15 protein-coding genes are annotated in these 16,576 nt (G+C 60.9%); 13 read left to right on the top strand and 2 right to left on the bottom strand.

From position 1 onward, the window contains the following. The coding region (locus tag JHD64_RS18680; protein ID WP_199054951.1) for a chemotaxis protein at window positions 1-775 on the bottom strand (775 nt) is incomplete at its 3' end. A gap of 202 nt (window positions 776-977) precedes the next feature. Here JHD64_RS18680 and JHD64_RS18675 point away from each other — a divergent pair. The 10 genes from JHD64_RS18675 to cheD all read left to right on the top strand — a co-directional run bounded on the left by JHD64_RS18675 (window position 978) and on the right by cheD (window position 12,454). Beyond that, a complete protein-coding gene (locus JHD64_RS18675) occupies window positions 978-2,138 on the top strand; it encodes a PAS domain-containing sensor histidine kinase (protein WP_199054949.1) in 1,161 nt (386 codons plus the stop codon). An 18-nt stretch (window positions 2,139-2,156) separates the two neighbouring features. Further along, window positions 2,157-2,465, top strand: a complete 309-nt coding sequence (locus JHD64_RS18670) for an STAS domain-containing protein (protein WP_233170603.1) — start codon at window positions 2,157-2,159, stop codon at window positions 2,463-2,465. Between the two features lie 273 nt (window positions 2,466-2,738). Further along, entirely contained in the window at window positions 2,739-3,869 is a 1,131-nt protein-coding gene (locus JHD64_RS22355; protein ID WP_304506666.1) for a methyl-accepting chemotaxis protein, read from the top strand. A 28-nt stretch (window positions 3,870-3,897) separates the two neighbouring features. Then, window positions 3,898-4,263 (top strand): response regulator, encoded by a 366-nt coding sequence (locus JHD64_RS18660; RefSeq protein ID WP_059287422.1) that lies wholly within the window; start codon window positions 3,898-3,900, stop codon window positions 4,261-4,263. A gap of 85 nt (window positions 4,264-4,348) precedes the next feature. Beyond that, window positions 4,349-6,595: a chemotaxis protein CheW gene (locus JHD64_RS18655; protein WP_199054947.1), complete on the top strand. Its 2,247-nt coding sequence runs from the start codon at window positions 4,349-4,351 to the stop codon at window positions 6,593-6,595. 16 nt (window positions 6,596-6,611) lie between these two features. After that, the gene (locus JHD64_RS18650) at window positions 6,612-7,106 is read left to right on the top strand and encodes a chemotaxis protein CheW (RefSeq protein WP_059287460.1); all 495 of its coding nucleotides are present in this window, start codon (window positions 6,612-6,614) and stop codon (window positions 7,104-7,106) included. Between the two features lie 29 nt (window positions 7,107-7,135). After that, window positions 7,136-9,910 carry a methyl-accepting chemotaxis protein gene (locus tag JHD64_RS22520; RefSeq protein WP_199054945.1) on the top strand — a complete coding sequence of 925 codons (2,775 nt, stop codon included), beginning with the start codon at window positions 7,136-7,138 and terminating at the stop codon, window positions 9,908-9,910. An 18-nt stretch (window positions 9,911-9,928) separates the two neighbouring features. Continuing rightward, a complete protein-coding gene (locus JHD64_RS18640; RefSeq protein WP_059287669.1) occupies window positions 9,929-10,771 on the top strand; it encodes a CheR family methyltransferase in 843 nt (280 codons plus the stop codon). Window position 10,772: 1 nt separating this feature from the next. After that, window positions 10,773-11,852 (top strand): chemotaxis response regulator protein-glutamate methylesterase, encoded by a 1,080-nt coding sequence (locus tag JHD64_RS18635; RefSeq protein ID WP_199054944.1) that lies wholly within the window; start codon window positions 10,773-10,775, stop codon window positions 11,850-11,852. Next, complete coding sequence (cheD, locus tag JHD64_RS18630; protein ID WP_059287188.1) at window positions 11,849-12,454, top strand: chemoreceptor glutamine deamidase CheD; 606 nt, start codon at window positions 11,849-11,851, stop codon at window positions 12,452-12,454. The genes JHD64_RS18635 and cheD overlap by 4 nt, the downstream gene beginning before the upstream one ends. 1 nt (window position 12,455) lies before the next feature. On the opposite strand, the gene fdxA is transcribed toward cheD, so the two are convergent. Beyond that, entirely contained in the window at window positions 12,456-12,782 is a 327-nt protein-coding gene (gene fdxA / locus JHD64_RS18625; protein ID WP_199054943.1) for a ferredoxin FdxA, read from the bottom strand. Window positions 12,783-12,971: 189 nt separating this feature from the next. Between fdxA and gluQRS the strand changes: the two genes are divergently transcribed. From gluQRS to JHD64_RS18610, 3 genes are all read left to right on the top strand, one after another. Beyond that, window positions 12,972-13,859 (top strand): tRNA glutamyl-Q(34) synthetase GluQRS, encoded by an 888-nt coding sequence (gluQRS, locus tag JHD64_RS18620; protein WP_199054942.1) that lies wholly within the window; start codon window positions 12,972-12,974, stop codon window positions 13,857-13,859. Between the two features lie 594 nt (window positions 13,860-14,453). Continuing rightward, window positions 14,454-15,782, top strand: a complete 1,329-nt coding sequence (locus JHD64_RS18615; protein ID WP_199054941.1) for an amino acid permease — start codon at window positions 14,454-14,456, stop codon at window positions 15,780-15,782. A gap of 88 nt (window positions 15,783-15,870) precedes the next feature. Then, the coding region (locus JHD64_RS18610) for an arginine deiminase family protein (protein WP_233170602.1) at window positions 15,871-16,576 on the top strand (706 nt) is incomplete at its 3' end.

The raw sequence follows: 16,576 nt of genomic DNA, 5'->3' as shown, positions 1-16,576 counted from the left end.
GCTTGGTCAGCATATAGCCGTCCATTTCCGGCATTTCCACGTCGGTCAGCACCAGGTGCAGGCTTTCGCACAGGCGCTTGCCGGACAGCTCGGCCTGCATGGCCATTTTTTGCAGTTCTTCCCAGGCGCGCATGCCGTTGATGGCATAGGCGTACTTGACCTGCATGGCATCCAGGGTGCGTTCGATCTGCTTGCGGGCGACGGCGGAGTCATCGGTGAAGAAAATCATGCGTTCTTCTTTTACCGGCTCGATATTGATGAAGTGGTGCGAATCATCCACCAGCGAGGTTTCCGCCAGCACTTTTTCCACGTCCATCATCATCACCAGCGTGCCCTGGTCCAGCTCGGTGACGGCAGTCACCAGGCCGGCCATGCGGTTGGTGATCATGTCCGGCGGCACGCGCATGGCAGACCAGTCCAGGCGCAGGATGGTGTCCACCGCCTCGACCAGAAAGCCCTGGGTGTGGCCGTTGTATTCGGTGACGATCATGATTTCCGGCTTGTTGCTGGTAACGATGCCGGCGTATTTGGCCAGATCGATCACTGGCACCAGCGAGCCGCGCAGGCTGACCATGCCTTCTACTGATGATGGCATTTCCGGGGCAGACGTGATTTCAGGGGTGCGCATGACTTCGCGTACCTTGAACACGTTGATGCCGAAAATTTCCTTTCTCCCGGTACGCTGATCGTGACCCAGGGAGAACAGCAGGATTTCCAGCTTGTTGGTCCCCGCCAGTTTTGTTCTGGCATCAATTTTTTTAAGAAGCTCTGACACAGAAACCTCCGCTGCATCGGTTCGTTGTGGTGGCGCAATACTCCCGTTGTATACGCCAATTATTCATTTTCCCAGCTTTCTTTGAAAACAGTCTTGGCTCAGATCAGACTTTAAGTTGGCTTGGCTCAGACTTAGTCATTATCATACTGTTTAAGTCCTTTTTACAAATACGACGCTAAACATGGCCAAGACAGCATCAAATTTGAAAGACCAGGAGATGCTGGAGGCGGCTTTCGAGCAGTTCAATACGGTGTCCAGTCAGTTGATTGACGCATACCGCCAGCTTGAAGTGCAGGTTAACGTGCTGAATGCGCAGTTGGATGAGGCTAACAATCAATTGCGAAAACAGCGTGACGAAAACGCCGAACTTGCAGAAAGACTGGGCATGCTGCTGGAAGCGCTCCCTGCCGGCGTGGTGCAACTGGCTGCCGATGGCGTTGTGGTGGCGGAAAACCCGGCGGCCCGGCTCTTGCTGCAAGGCAAGCATGACGGGCTGGCCTGGGATGCGGTCATGGCCGGCTGGACGCGCTCCGAGCTGGACGGCACCTATACCTTGCCACAGCAGGAGGCCGCCCGTCGGCTGGCCTTGCAATATCAGGATCTGCCGGCCTCGGGGGGGCGCATCGTGCTGCTGCATGATGTCAGCCGCCTGCATCATCTGACCGTGGAGCTGGCCCACCAGCAAAAGCTGGCGGCCATGGGCGGCATGGCGGCATCGCTGGCACACCAGTTGCGCACGCCGCTGGCCACGGCAATGCTTTATACCGCCAACCTCAAGCAGGAAGGCTTGCGGCCGGAGGACCGGGCGAAATTCGTCGACAAGAGCCTGGCGCGGATGAAGGCGCTGGAGGGGCTGATCCAGAACATGCTGGGGTTTGTGCGTGGCCAGACCAGTGCGCTGGAGTGGCTTGATGTCGCGGCGCTGGTCGAGGACGTTGCTGCGGTACTGATACCGCAATGTCATGAGCGTGGCATGATTTGGGATTGCAATAACCTGCTGCCTTCTGCCATAACGGTAATGGGCGATCGCAAGGCCCTGCAGGGGGCGCTGGTGAATCTGCTGGAAAATGCCATGCATTTTTCGCCGGAAGGCGGTCGTATCGGCCTCACGGTGTCCCTGCAGGATGAGCAGGTCTGTTTCCGGGTGGAGGACGATGGCATCGGCTTGCAGGGCGCTGACCCTGCCAGGCTGTTCGAACCTTTCTTTACCACCCGGCCTGGCGGAACCGGCCTGGGGCTGTCCATCGTGAAAAAGGTGGCGGAAGAACTGGCAGGCAAGGTGGTGGGCGGTGATCGTGTACAAGGCGGTGCTTATTTCGAATTGACTCTCCCCTGCCGCGGGATGGGAGCCATGGATGTGTAATGTGAATCAGGGGGATTGATGATGAAGCCAGTGGTTAAAGTAGAAGGTCAGGTGGGTACGCTCGTTCTGGTTGGTCAGTTCGATTTCAACCTGCACAAGGATTTCCGCCTTGCCAGCCAGGAGTTGCTGGAAAATCCGGCAGTGCAGGAGATCCAGGTCGACTTCGATCAGGTGCCCTTCCTGGACAGTTCGGCGCTGGGCATGCTGCTGCTGTTGAAAGAGCGCGCAACCAGCCAGAAAAAGTCGATGTCGCTGATCAACTGTCGCGACACCGTGTTGCAAGTGCTGGAAATTGCCTGCTTCAACAAGATGTTCACCATCAAGTGATGCCGGTCATGCCGGGCTCAGCGCCAGCCGGGGTTTGCATCCGCACCGGCCCGGTCCATATGTTCTGACAGGTAGTCGTTTGGCCTGGGATGTTCAAAAACCCTGAAACATGAATAGTTAATCCTTAAATAGGTAAAAACAGTTATTTACACCGTCCGGTCGATTTCTTTCTTGATTAAGCTGACGTCTTGGTTGATGAAGAAGATAGTACATTGGCAATTTTGCTGAGTGACCGGGGGCTACATGGTGTTTTTCTATTGGCAGCGGCGTGTCATGGCGTGCGGTCTTTGCCTGATTTCGGTACTGGTGTTGCTCAGTGGCCCACTCTGGGGGGCTGTGGCATGGAGCCTGGCCCTGCCACTTGCCGCCAGCATGCTGTTCGTATTGCATTTTGTGTATCTAGCCAAGGAGCCGAAGGTGATCGATAGGGAAGAGGCGGATGCCGGCAACAGCCAGACCGCACCTGTTGCGCCTGACTGCCTTGACTTCATCCAGGAGCAGATCTCCCAGTCCAAGCTGGAGGTGAGCCGGGTGCAGACACTGATCCAGGATGCGGTACTGACCCTGGTCAACAGTTTTTCCGGCCTGTCGCAGGAGGCCGCTGCACAGTTGCAGCTCGCCGAAAGCCTGGCCAAAGGCGAGGTGGGCATCGACTCGCATGCCATGTCATTCAGCACTTTCGTCAATGAAATTGCCAATGCCATGGGCAGCTTTGTCGAGAAAACGGTAGAAAACAGCCGACTGGCCATGTTGCTGGTGGAGCAGATGGAGTCGATAGGCCTGGAGATGCAGGGGGTCATCCTGCTGCTGGACGAGATCCACTCCATCACCAACCAAACCAATATGCTGGCCTTGAACGCTTCCATCGAGGCGGCCAGGGCCGGCGAGGCCGGCAGGGGCTTTGCCGTGGTGGCCGAGGAAGTGCGTCATCTGTCAGGCCGTACCAGCAGTTTCAGTGACGAAATCCGCAATCTGATCAACCGCGTGAATGGCTCGGTCGAGCATGCCGAGGGGCTGATCAACCAGCTGGCGTCACAGGACATGATGTTTACCTTGCAGGCCAAGCAGCGGCTGGATGACACGTCGTCGCGCATCCGGGTGATGGACGACATGATGGCCGAATCGATCAGCCGCCTGCGCCACGGTGTCGGTTTGCTGTCTGACCATGTGGGCGATGCCGTACGCTCGCTGCAGTTTCAGGACATGGTGTCGCAACTGATTGCCCATGTCGGCAAGCGCTTGTACGGCATCGAGGAAATGATGGAATTGACCAGCAACAAGCAGCAACAACAAGGGCAGTGGGAGGTGAGAGCCTCTGCCCGGCTGGCAGAACTGCAAATCAGCCTCTCCAATAATCCGGTGGCGCAGGGGCAGATGCAGAGCGGCAGCATCGATTTGTTTTGAGCGTGAACAAAAGAAAAGTGGGAACAACATGCCAAAAAAAGTACTGACCGTCGATGATTCGGCGTCAATCCGTCAGATGGTGACCTTTACTCTCAAAAGTGCGGGCTATGAGGTGGTGGAGGCCGTGGATGGCAATGGTGGTCTGGCACGGGCCCAGGCCGACAGCTTTGACCTGATCCTGACCGACCAGAACATGCCGGGCATGGACGGCCTGAACCTGATTCGCGCCCTGCGCAAATTGCCGGCCTATGGCACCACGCCCATCCTGATGCTGACCACCGAGTCGAGCGATCAGATGAAATCGCTGGGACGTGCAGCCGGTGCCACCGGCTGGCTGGTCAAGCCGTTTGATCCGCAAAAGCTGCTGGACGTGGTAAAGCGGCTGGTTGGCTGATTGCCCAGACTGATGGTGATGTACCGGGCGACAGCAGGCGGGTTCCACAGCTGACTATCCGGACTGCGGAGTAAGGGGAAGCATCGTGTCAATCGATATGTCGCAGTTTCATCAGGTGTTCTTTGATGAAACCGACGAACATCTGGCCACCATGGAGTCCGTGCTGCTGGGGATAGATCTGGCGGCACCGGACGGCGAAGACCTTAACGCCATCTTCCGTGCCGCCCACTCCATCAAGGGCGGTGCGGCGACTTTCGGCTTTGCCGATCTGGCGGCGCTGACCCATATCCTGGAAAACCTGCTGGACAAGGTGCGCAAGGGCTGCATGCGGCTGACTGCCGACATGGTGGACGCCTGCCTGAATGCCAAGGATGTGCTGGCCGGCATGCTGGGCGCACACCGTGGCGGCGCGCCGGTGGCGCGGTCGGTGGTCAGCGAGCTGGAGGGCTGGCTGGAAGGGCTGGTGGCCGGCGGCAGCGCCGAACAGCGGCCGGAGGTGGCGCCGCCACCGTCAGCCGCCGAGCCTGCCGTTTGCACCACGCTGTATATCGAGCTGGACTGCTGCCTGCCGGCCACCGATTACCAGGCGCTGTTGCAGTCGCTGACCGCGCTGGGCGAATTGAGCGTGGTGCAAGAAGGAGGGGGCGGCGATCAGCTGCCCTGGGTGTTGATTTTCACCTCAACCCTGGCCGCGGACGAAGTGGCCGAATCCCTGGCCTTTTCCATTTCGCCCGAGCATTTCCGCATTACCCAGGATCATGGCCAGCAGGACGAAGGCGATTTCGGACTGTTTCTTTCCTCCAGCATTGCCATCCCCACCGAGGCTACCGCCCCCGGCATTGCCTTTGAAGACGATGGCTTCGGCTTGTTCGCCCCGCTGACTGCCAGCAGCGGCGACAGCGCGCCGGCGCCGGACATGCTGCATGAAGAAGACGGTTTCGGCTTGTTCGCCCCGGTCGCCGCGCCAGCTGCCGCGCCGGCTGCGCCGATCATGCTGCATGAGGAAGAAGGTTTTGGCCTGTTTGCACCGCTGGAGCCGGCCGCGCCCGCACCGAGCGTGGCGCCGGCACCGGTGCCGGCAGCGGTGGCTGCGCCGCGACAGGAGCGTGCCGCACCGGCGGTGGAAAATTCCATCCGGGTGAATATCGACAAGGTCGACCTGCTGCTGAACCTGGTGGGCGAGCTGGTCATCACCCAGTCCATGCTCACCCAGTCCAGCCAGGAGCTGGACGCCGTGCAATACGAACGCCTGCTGGGGGGCATTTCGGCCTTGCAGCGCAATTCGCGCGAATTGCAGGAAGCGGTGATGTCCATTCGCATGACGCCCATCGCCTTTGTCTTCAACCGTTTTCCGCGTGTGGTACGTGATCTGGCCGCCAAGCTGGGCAAGCAGATCGAATTGAAAATGGTGGGTGAAAATACCGAGCTGGACAAAGGCTTTATCGAAAAGCTGGCCGATCCGCTGACCCATCTGGTGCGCAACAGCCTGGACCATGGGGTGGAGTCGCCCGAAATCCGGGTGGCCAAGGGCAAGTCGGCGGTGGGGCGGTTGACGTTGCGTGCCTTTCATCAGGGCAGCAGCATCGTGATTGAAGTCACCGACGATGGCGCCGGCCTCAATCGTGAACGCATCCTGGCCAAGGCGCGCGAGCGCGGCATGCCGGTCAGCGATGCGCTGAGCGACAGCGAGGTGTGGGGGCTGATTTTCGAGGCCGGTTTCTCCACCGCCACCGAGGTGACCGATGTGTCCGGCCGCGGCGTGGGCATGGATGTGGTCAAGCGCAATATCCAGAGCATGGGCGGGCGCATCGATATCGACTCCATGCCGGATTTCGGCACCACCATCAGCATCCGCCTGCCGCTGACACTGGCCATCATGGATGGCATGTCGGTGCGGGTCGGGCAGGACATCTATGTCATCCCGCTGTCGTTTGTGCTGGAGTCGCTGCAGCCGCAGGCCGCGGAACTGAAAACGGTGGCAGGGCGCGGCCAGCTGGTGAATGTGCGTGGTCAGTACCTGCCCATCGTGTCGCTGGCCACCTTTTTCGGCAATGCGGATGCCAGCGCCGCCAGCGACCCCACCCGTGCCATTCTGGTCATCGTCGAGGCCGGCGGTTACCAGCTGGCCCTGCTGGTGGATGAGCTCATCGGCCAGCAACAGTTCGTGGTGAAGAACCTGGAAAGCAATTATCGCAAGGTAGAGGGCATCTCCGGCGCCACCATCATGGGCGATGGCCGGGTGGCCCTGATTCTGGATATATCGATCATCGCCCGGCACAACCAGCGACCGGCGCAAACGGCGGCACGACTGGCCATGACAGACGAGGCATGAGGGGAAGGCAGAACCGATGGCAGAACAGCTGGAATACCATCAGGGGCAGAGCAAGGCAGTGCGTGAGCTGCTGGTGTTTACCCTGGGGCAGGAAGAATACGGGATCGACATCCTGAAAGTGCAGGAGATTCGTGGCTACGATGCGGTCACGCGCATCGCCAACGCTCCGGCCTTCATCAAGGGCGTGGTCAATCTGCGAGGCAGCATCGTGCCGATTGTCGACATGCGCATCAAGTTCGGGCTGGGCGAACCGGTCTACAACGCATTCACCGTGGTGATCATTCTCAATATCTTCCAGCGGACGGTGGGGATGGTGGTGGATGGCGTGTCCGATGTGATCCAGCTGGCTGAGGATGAACTGCGCGACCCGCCGGAATTTGGTTCCGTGGTGGAAACCACGTATATCGAGGGCCTGGGCACCCAGGGGGAGCGCATGGTGATTATTGTGGATATCGAGCGCCTGATGAGCAGTGACGAAATGGCGCTGGTGGATATGACCGACCGTGGCTGAGGCCGACATGGCGTTTTGGAGAGGTGAATATGAATAATATGAAAGTGTCACATCGCTTGCTGCTGGGCTTCGGCCTGCTGGTCGTGGTGATCATCGCCGCCATGGCCGTGGCAATTGCACAGATTCACAGCCTGCGCAGCGATATCGACGAAATCGCCAACATCCATGTGCCACGCGCGGCCGAGGCCAACAAGGTGGTGGATAACGTCAATATCACCGCCCGGGCCACCCGGACCTTGCTGTTGTCCAAAGACCCGGTGGTGCTGGAGCAGCAGCAAAAGCAGATCGACGAGTCACTGACGCTGATCAGCCGGCAGATGAGCAGCTTGTCCAGCGGCGTGCCAGCCGAAGGGCAGGGGCTGTTCGACCGCCTGCGTACGGTCGAGGCCAGCTATCGTCAGCAACTGGCAGTGTTCCGCCAGCATCTGGTGGCAGGGCAGGAAGAAGAAGCCAGGAGCTATCTGCTGCAAACCCTGCGTGCCACCCAGCTGGACTACCTCAAGGCAATTGATGATTACATCAAGTTCGAGGAGGGCCTGTCCCGGCAGGTGGCGCAAGGCACGCTGGAGCGCGCCAATGGCGCGGTGGCCCTGCTGAACGCGCTGATGGCGGCCGCGGTGCTGATCGCCGTGCTCGCCGGCTGGCTGATCAGCCGTTCCCTGTTGCGGCAGATCGGCGGCGAGCCTGCGGCGGCGGTCAAGCTGATGCAGGAGCTGGCGGCAGGTGAGGTCACCACCGAACTGAAAGTGGCCGCCAATGACAACAGCAGCCTGTTTGCCTACATCCGCCAGGCCGCGGACAAGGCGGTGGAGAACATCCGGGTGCGCAATGCACTGGATAACGCCGCCACCAATATGATGATTGCCGATGCCAACTTCAATGTGGTGTATGCCAACCAGTCGGTCATCAATATGTTTGCCCAGGCCGAAAGCGATATTCGCCGCGACTTGCCACAATTTACCGCCCGCTCCCTGCTGGGCAGCAATATCGACCAGTTCCATCGCAACCCGGCGCATCAGCGTGGACTGATGCAGCAGCTGCGCAACCCGCACCAGAGCACCATCCATGTCGGTGGCCGCACCTTCCAGCTGATCCTGACGCCAATCAACGGCCGTTCCGGCGAGCGGCTGGGCTATGGCGTGGAGTGGATAGACCGTACTGCCGAGCTGGCGCAGCAGGCCATCGAACAGCAGCGCATCGATGCCGAGCGTGCGGTGGCGGCAGAAAACGCCCGCATCCGCAGCGCCCTGGACAATGTCACCACCAATGTGATGATTGCCGATAACGAGCGCAACATCATCTATGTGAATCACAGCGTGCTGGAAATGCTGGCGACGGCCGAGGCTGACCTGCGCAAGGCCCTGCCCAATTTCAGTGCCCGCCATGTGCTGGGCAGCAGCATGGACATCTTCCACCGTAATCCGGCGCACCAGCGCGATCTGCTGGCCAATCTGCGCAGCACTTACAAGGCTGAAATTGCCGTCGGTGGCCGTCATTTCTCGCTGACTGCCAATCCGGTCTTCGGCAGCGAGGGCGAGCGGCTGGGAACGGTGGTGGAGTGGAAGGACCGTACCGGTGAAGTGCTGATCGAGAAGGAAGTGGAAGCCATCGTCAGTGCCGCCGGCAAGGGCGATTATGCTTCGCGGCTGGTGGTGGAGGGCAAGACCGGCTTCTTCCGCGTGCTGTCAGAAGGCGTTAACCAGCTGTTGAGCGTGACCAGCCAGGCATTGGGTGACATCGCCATCGTGCTGGGCGGGCTGGCCCAGGGCGACCTGACGCGCACCATCAAGAATGATTACGAAGGCATGCTCGGCCAGCTCAAGTCCGATACCAATGCCACGGTGGAGCGCCTGCGCAGCATCGTGGGCAATATCCAGGAATCGACCGAGGCCATCAATACCGCTTCGCAGGAAATTGCCGCCGGCAACAGCAATCTGTCCAGTCGTACCGAACAGCAGGCGGCCAGCCTGGAGGAAACCGCCTCCAGCATGGAGGAAATCACCAGCACGGTAAGACAGAATGCGGAAAACGCCAAAAAGGCCAACAGCCTGGCCATCGGCGCCTCCGACATCGCGGCCCGTGGCGGCCAGGTGGTGGGCAATGTGGTGTCCACCATGAACGAGATCAACGACAGTGCCAAGAAGATTGTCGACATCATCAGCGTGATCGACGGCATTGCCTTCCAGACCAATATCTTGGCACTGAATGCCGCAGTGGAAGCGGCGCGTGCCGGCGAACAGGGCCGTGGTTTTGCCGTGGTGGCCAGCGAAGTGCGCAATCTGGCACAGCGCTCGGCGGCAGCGGCCAAGGAAATCAAGCTGTTGATCGGCAACTCGGTCGACAAGGTGGAGTCGGGCAGCCGGCTGGTGGATGAAGCCGGCCGCACCATGGAAGAAATCGTCAGCTCCATCCGCCGCGTGGCCGACATCATGAGTGATATCTCGGCGGCCTCCATCGAACAAAGCTCCGGGATCGAACAGGTCAATCTGGCGGTGACGCAGATGGACGAGAATACCCAGAAGAACGCGGCCCTGGTCGAGCAGGCTGCCGCCGCCGCCGAGTCGCTGGAAGAGCAGGCCCGTCATCTGATGGAGGCGGTGTCGATTTTCCGGCTCGACGGCAGCCCGGTGGCCCGCCTGTCGGCACCCAAGGCACCGCGCGGTCACGAGCACGGCCAGCACGCCCGACTGCAAGCGCCCAGCCAGCAGGTCAAACCGGTATCGTCCCGCAGCGCACTCCATGCCGAGCGCATCAAGACCCTGCCGGGACCGGCTCAACACGACGATGAATGGGAGGAGTTTTGAGCCGCGCGGTGATGCCCGATGAGCACTGAGCGCGATATCAGGTTTACCGCGGCGGATTTTCGTCGCTTGCGACAGATGCTGTATCAGCGTGTCGGCATTTCGCTGAACGACAGCAAGAGCCACATGGCTTACTCCCGGCTGGCCAAGCGCGTGCGCCAGCTGGGCATGCGCCAGTTTGCCGACTATCTGGACCTGCTGGAAAAGGCGGATGACGAAGCGGAGTGGCAACACTTCGTCAACGCGCTCACCACCAATCTCACGGCTTTTTTCCGTGAGCCGCATCACTTCGATCTGTTGCGGCTGCATGCGATGGAAAGGGTGACGCAGGAGCGGCATTACCGGGTGTGGAGCGCGGCAGTGTCCACCGGCGAAGAAGCCTACTCCATCGCCATGACCCTGCTGTCGCTGCCGCAGCTGAACCGGCAGCGGCTGGAGCTGGTGGCTTCGGATATCGACACCAGGGTGCTGAGCCAGGCGGCCGATGGCGTATACGATGCCGAGCGGGCCAAAATGCTCGACAGCAGCCTGCTCAAGCGCTTTTTCCTGCGCGGGGTGGGGCACAATGCCGGCAAGGTGCGCATCCGGCGTGAAGTCCGCGACCAGCTGTCGTTTTACCAGTTCAATCTGGTCGCTGCCGAGTGGCCGGACATGGGACGCTTTGACGTGATTTTCTGCCGCAATGTACTGATCTATTTCGACAAGCCGACCCAGGCCGCCATCCTGCAGCGGCTGGCGGCCAGCCTGCAGCCGGACGGGCTGCTGTTTCTGGGGCACTCGGAAAACATCCAGCATCTGAGCGACGCCTTCCAGTCTTGCGGCCGAACGGCCTATCGCCTGGTTAATCACAACGTGCGGAGATGACATGAGCGCAGCCGCAGGCAGAAAAATAAGAATCGTGGTAGTGGATGATTCCGCGCTGATCCGCAGCCTGCTCACCACCATCATCAACGAAGCCCCCGACATGGAGGTGGTGGCCACCGCCTCCGATCCCATCGTGGCGCGCGAGCGCATTCGCGAAACCAGCCCGGACATGATTACCCTGGATGTGGAAATGCCGCGCATGGACGGGCTGGAATTCTTGCGCCGGCTGATGCGCTTGCGCCCGACCCCGGTATTGATGATTTCCTCGCTGACCCAGTCCGGCTCGGAAACCACGCTCAGTGCACTGGAACTGGGCGCGGTGGACTTTCTGCCCAAGCCGACGCTGGATGTCAGCCACACCATGCAAAGCTACGCCGACGACATCCGCGACAAGATTCGCATGGTGGCGGCCGCCCGCTTGCGCCGGCCCTCACTGTTTGCGGCCAGCGCGGCCGCCGCACCGCCGCGTGTGGCCCCGGCCCTGTTGCGGCAGAATGCCATCATCGCCGTGGGCGCCTCCACCGGCGGCACCGATGCCATCAAGGAATTCCTGGAAAAGCTGCCGGCCGGCTGCCCGCCGGTGCTGATCGTCCAGCACATGCCGGAAGGCTTTACCCTGTCTTTTGCCCGGCGCCTGGACAAGCTGTGCGCCATGCAGGTGAAGGAGGCCGAGGACGGCGAGCCGCTGCTGCGCGGGGTTGCCTATGTCGCCCCCGGTCATTCGCATATGCGGCTGGGCCAGGGGACGCAGGGTTTTGTCATCTGCCTGGACCAGAGTCCACCGGTCAACCGGCACCGGCCATCGGTGGATGTGTTGTTTGCCTCGCTTGCCGCGCAGGCGGCGGCCCAGACCGTGGCGGTGATCATGACCGGCATGGGCAAGGACGGCGCGCAGGGCATGTTGCAGTTGCGCCAGGCGGGGGCCATCACCTTTGCCCAGGACGAAGCCAGCTGTGTGGTGTACGGCATGCCGCGCGAAGCCGTGGCGCAGGGCGGGGTGATGCATGTGCAGCCACTGTCGCAACTGGCGGACAAGGTGATGGACTGCCTGCGCCTGCCGCATGACAGGGCCGGGCCATGACTTATTCCGACCGGCCCTCCGAGCGTCTGTATTTCGACCGGCAGTTCCAGATCGATGCCATCAAGATTCTGCCGGGCGAGTACTTTGCCACCCGCCAGCCGCTGATGCTGACCACGCTGCTGGGGTCCTGTGTCGCGGTCTGCCTGATGGACCGGCAGGCACGGGTGCACGGCATGAATCACTTCCTGCTGCCGCAGGGCAGTGACTGGCATAGCCAGACCAGCGTGCCGGCACGCTTCGGGGTCAATGCCATGGAATTGCTGATTACCGACATGCAAAAGCTGGGGGCGCAGCGTCACCGGCTGGAGGCCAAGGTATTTGGTGCCGGCAATGTGCTGGAGGGCATGTCGGTGGTGAATATCGGCGAACAGAACAGCGAATTCATCCGCGCCTATCTCAAGAGCGAAGGCATTCCCCTGCTGGCGGAAGACTTGCTGGGCAGCTTTGCCCGCAAGGTGTATTTCTTTCCGGATGAGGGCAGGGTGCTGGTGCACAAGCTCAAGGGCAGCCGCACCCTGGCCTCCAAGGAAGCGGCTTACCGGCAGCGGCTGGACCGCCAGACCGCAACCCAGCCCGGCGGCGACATCGACCTGTTCATCTGATTCAGTCGCGCTGCAGGTGGGGCAGCTTGTCCGTCACCGCGGCCCACTCGGCATGGTCGGGCAGCGGCGGCTTGCTGGCCGAGATGGTGGGCCAGCGCTTGGACAGCTCCGCATTCAGCTGGATATACACACGCTGGTCTGCCGGCACGTCATCCTCGGCGTAAATGGCCGATACCGGGCATTCGGCCACGCACAGCGTGCAGTCTATGCACTCCTCGGGGTCGATGGCGAGAAAGTTGGGCCCCTCGTGGAAGCAATCCACCGGGCAGACATCCACGCAATCGGTGTATTTGCATTTGACGCAGGCATCGGTTACAACGTAGGCCACGTTTGATTCCTCCTGATGATGGGACGGGATACTCCGCAGCTGCGGCAGCCGGTCCCGGACATGCCGCGGGATGCGGCCGGCAGCCTTGCCGGTGGATGGATGATTTCCGAGTAATACACTCAAGTATTATCAACCAAAATACAGCGCACCGTGTCGCAATCTGCATTTTCACCGCCGAAACCTCTCGTCATGCCAAGCATTCCCTATCGCGGCCGTTTTGCCCCCAGTCCCACCGGCTTGCTGCATGCAGGCTCCCTGATGACTGCCGTTGGCAGCTATCTGGAAGCCCGGCGCCGTGGCGGTGAATGGTGGGTGCGTATGGAAGACCTGGATCCGCCGCGTGAAGTGGCCGGGGCTGCCGACGACATCCTGCGCACGCTGGAGGCCTTCGCTTTCGAGTGGGATGGCGAAGTGGTGTACCAGAGCCGGCGCCATCATCTGTATCAGGCGGCGCTGCAGCAGTTGATCGATGCCGGGCTGGTCTATCCCTGCAGCTGCTCACGCAAGGAAATCACCAGCGTCGCCAGTCGTGGCGTGGATGGCTATGTCTATCCGGGCTGGTGTCGGGCCGGCTGCCGCAGCCAGCGTGCCAGCCATGCCTGGCGCCTGCGGGTGGAGGAGCCGGCGGTGGGTTTTGTCGATCGCCTGCAGGGCCCGTATCAGCAGGACCTGCCGCGCGATATCGGCGATTTTGTGCTGCTGCGCGCCGATGGCTACTGGGCCTATCAGCTGGCGGTGGTGGTGGATGATGCGGAGCAAGGCATGAGTGACATCGTGCGCGGGGCCGACCTGCTGGTGTCGACACCGCGCCAGATTCACATACAGCGCAGCCTGGGCCTGAGCACCCCCACTTACTGCCATCTGCCGCTGCTGGTGAATGCGGCGGGCGAGAAGCTATCCAAGCAGACGCTGGCTCCGGCCATCGATGCCGCCGATGTCAGCCGCGAGCTGCGCCTGGCGCTGTGCCGGCTGGGACATGTGCCACCTGCCGACTGCCAGAGCGTGGCCGAATTGTGGCAGTGGGCCAAGTCCAACTGGTCGCTCGCGCGGGTGCCGGCCGGCCCCTGTCAGCTGTAACACGCTGTTGATGCTGTGCGGCGCTACGCCGCTGCCGCAGTAAGCAAGCCCGCGCCATGCTGATGGCCGCAAGCTCAACCCGGCCTTCGCCGCGAGGCTGAGCCAATGGCGCTACGCTCCCGGAACAAGGCTGGCCGACCCCGGCAAGGCAAGGACCAGGCGGTGCCATGCCGCAGCAGGATTTTTGTCAGCCACGCCTCCGCGTTTGTGCCTTGTCGCACACCCGCCCGCCTGTTTCAAGCCATCCCCCGCCATTCCCTGCCGCCATCTACCACCATTTTGCTGCCCTCACCGCACTGCTTGCCGCCGCGTGCCGGCTGCGCCCGCATGCTTGTCATTATTCCGGATTATTTATTTGATTTATCACATGGAGTTGGTTGTACAAACCATCTACATCCTAATAGGTAGCTGCCGCTCCGCACGCTCCGGCCGTAGTCCGGGTGAGTGCGCTGGCCGCCATTTTCAAAACCGCGACATGGAATTACATATGCGTAAATAGCACATTTACAAAATAATTAAATACTAATATAGTGAAGCTCATACAGAACATGTTCTTTAACAGCTTCGATTTTCGGCCTCGATGGAGACAAGACCATGAGCGAGACCAAAGTAAAAAAAGCGGCACTGGGCGTGTGGATGTGTACCGCCCTGGTAGTGGGCAATATGATCGGTTCCGGTGTATTCCTGCTTCCCGCTTCACTAGCCCCCTACGGGGGGATGTCCCTGATCGGCTGGGCAATTACCTCGGCCGGTGCCATTTGTCTGGCGCTGGTGTTTGCCCGGCTTTCCGCCATGATTCCCAAAGAGGGTGGCCCTTACGCATATATCCATGCCGGCTTTGGCGACTTTGCCGGGTTCTGGATTGCCTGGGGTTACTGGATAGCCTTGTGGGCGGGCAACGCCGCCCTGGCGGTGGCTGCCACCAGCTATATGCAGGTGTTTTTCCCGCAACTGGGGCAGGACAAGCTGCTGGCAGGGGCTTTTTCCATCGGCCTGATCTGGACCGTTACCTGGATCAACAGCCGTGGTGCACGCAGTTCCGGCCTGGTGGCGGTAGTCACCACCGTACTCAAACTGCTGCCACTGGCAGCCGTCACCTTTATCGGCTTCTTCTACATGCACCCGGAAAACCTGGTGTTCAACCCGCACGGCAAGCCTTTGATGAGTTCGGTTTCCGCCACCATGGCGCTCACCCTGTGGGCGTTTCTGGGGCTGGAGTCGGCCTCGGTTCCCGCCGGTGATGTGGTCAACCCCAGCAAGACCATTCCGCGTGCCACGGTCATCGGCACCTTGCTGGCCACCGTGCTGTACATCCTGTCCACGGTGTCGCTGATGGGGGTGATGTCACCGGCCATGCTGGCCAATTCGCAAGCCCCGTTTGCCGATGCCGCCCGCCTGATGTGGGGCGACTGGGCCTACTGGGTGGTTGGGCTGGGTGCGGTGGTGTCCTGCTTTGGCGCACTCAATGGCTGGAGCCTGATGCAAGCCCATGTACCCCATGCCGCCGCCAGGGACAAGTTGTTCCCGCGCCGCTTTGGTCAGACCAACCGCCAGGGTGTGCCGCTGTTCGGCCTGCTGCTTTCCAGCGGCCTGGTGACGGTGCTCTTGGCGATGAAATACGCGGGCGGGGAGGGCGGGGTGAAGATTTTTGAATTCATCATCCTGCTGGCCACCGCCACCACCTTGCTGCCCTATGCCTTCTGCTCGATGGCGCTGCTGGCCATCATGCTGATGCAAAAGGGCAAATACAGCCGGCGCGACTTTACCGCGCCGCTGATTTTTTCCTCCATCGGTTTCCTTTATGCGGTGTGGGCACTGTTTGGTGCCGGCGCCGAGATTGTGATGTGGGGGATTTTGCTGCTGATGCTGGGTTTGCCAGTGTATGTCTGGCAGATCAAAGAACGTTACGAGACCGAAAACTGAAGCCAGCCTTTTGCTTTCCACTCCTTTGCCCCGGCAAGGGAGTGTACGGAAAAAGGTTTATGCGATTACTTATCTGAAAGGATTCATCATGACCGGCAAATTTGGTGTGCATTCCGAATGCGGCAAGCTGCGCAGCGTGATGGTGTGCCGTCCGGGCCTGGCCCACAAACGCCTCACCCCCGACAACTGCCACGACCTGCTGTTTGATGACGTGATCTGGGTGGAACGTGCCCAGAAAGACCACGCCTACATGGTTGAACAGATGCGCGCCCGTGGCATCCATGTCATTGAAGCCCACGACGCCCTGGCCCAGGTGCTGGACGACAAGGCCGCCCGCAGCTGGCTGCTGGACCGCAAGGTCAAGGCCGACAACGTCGGTATCGGCATGCTGACCGACCTGCGCAGCTGGCTGGACGAAATGCCGTCCACCCAACTGGCCGAGCACCTGATCGGCGGTATTGCCAAGTTCGAACTGCCGTTCGACCCCAAAGGCCTGTTCGGTGGCTATCTCGACCAGTCCGAATTCGTCATCCCGCCGATTCCCAACAGCCTGTTCCAGCGCGACCCGTCCTGCTGGATCTACGAAGGCGTGACGCTCAACCCGATGTACTGGCCGGCCCGCCGTCAGGAAACCCTGATCCTGCAAGCCATCTACCAGCACCACCCGTACTTCGCCGGCAAGGTGAAGGTATGGTGGGGCGACTGTGACAAGAACCACGGCCCGGCCACGCTGGAAGGCGGCGACGTGATGCCCATCGGCAACGGCGTGGTACTGATCGGCATGGGCGAACGCA

This window comes from Aquitalea sp. ASV15, assembly GCF_016429115.1.
In the GTDB taxonomy this organism is placed as follows: domain Bacteria; phylum Pseudomonadota; class Gammaproteobacteria; order Burkholderiales; family Chromobacteriaceae; genus Aquitalea; species Aquitalea magnusonii.
The sequence above is the reverse complement of the archived record's forward strand: the minus strand, read 5'-3'. Positions and strand labels throughout refer to the sequence as shown.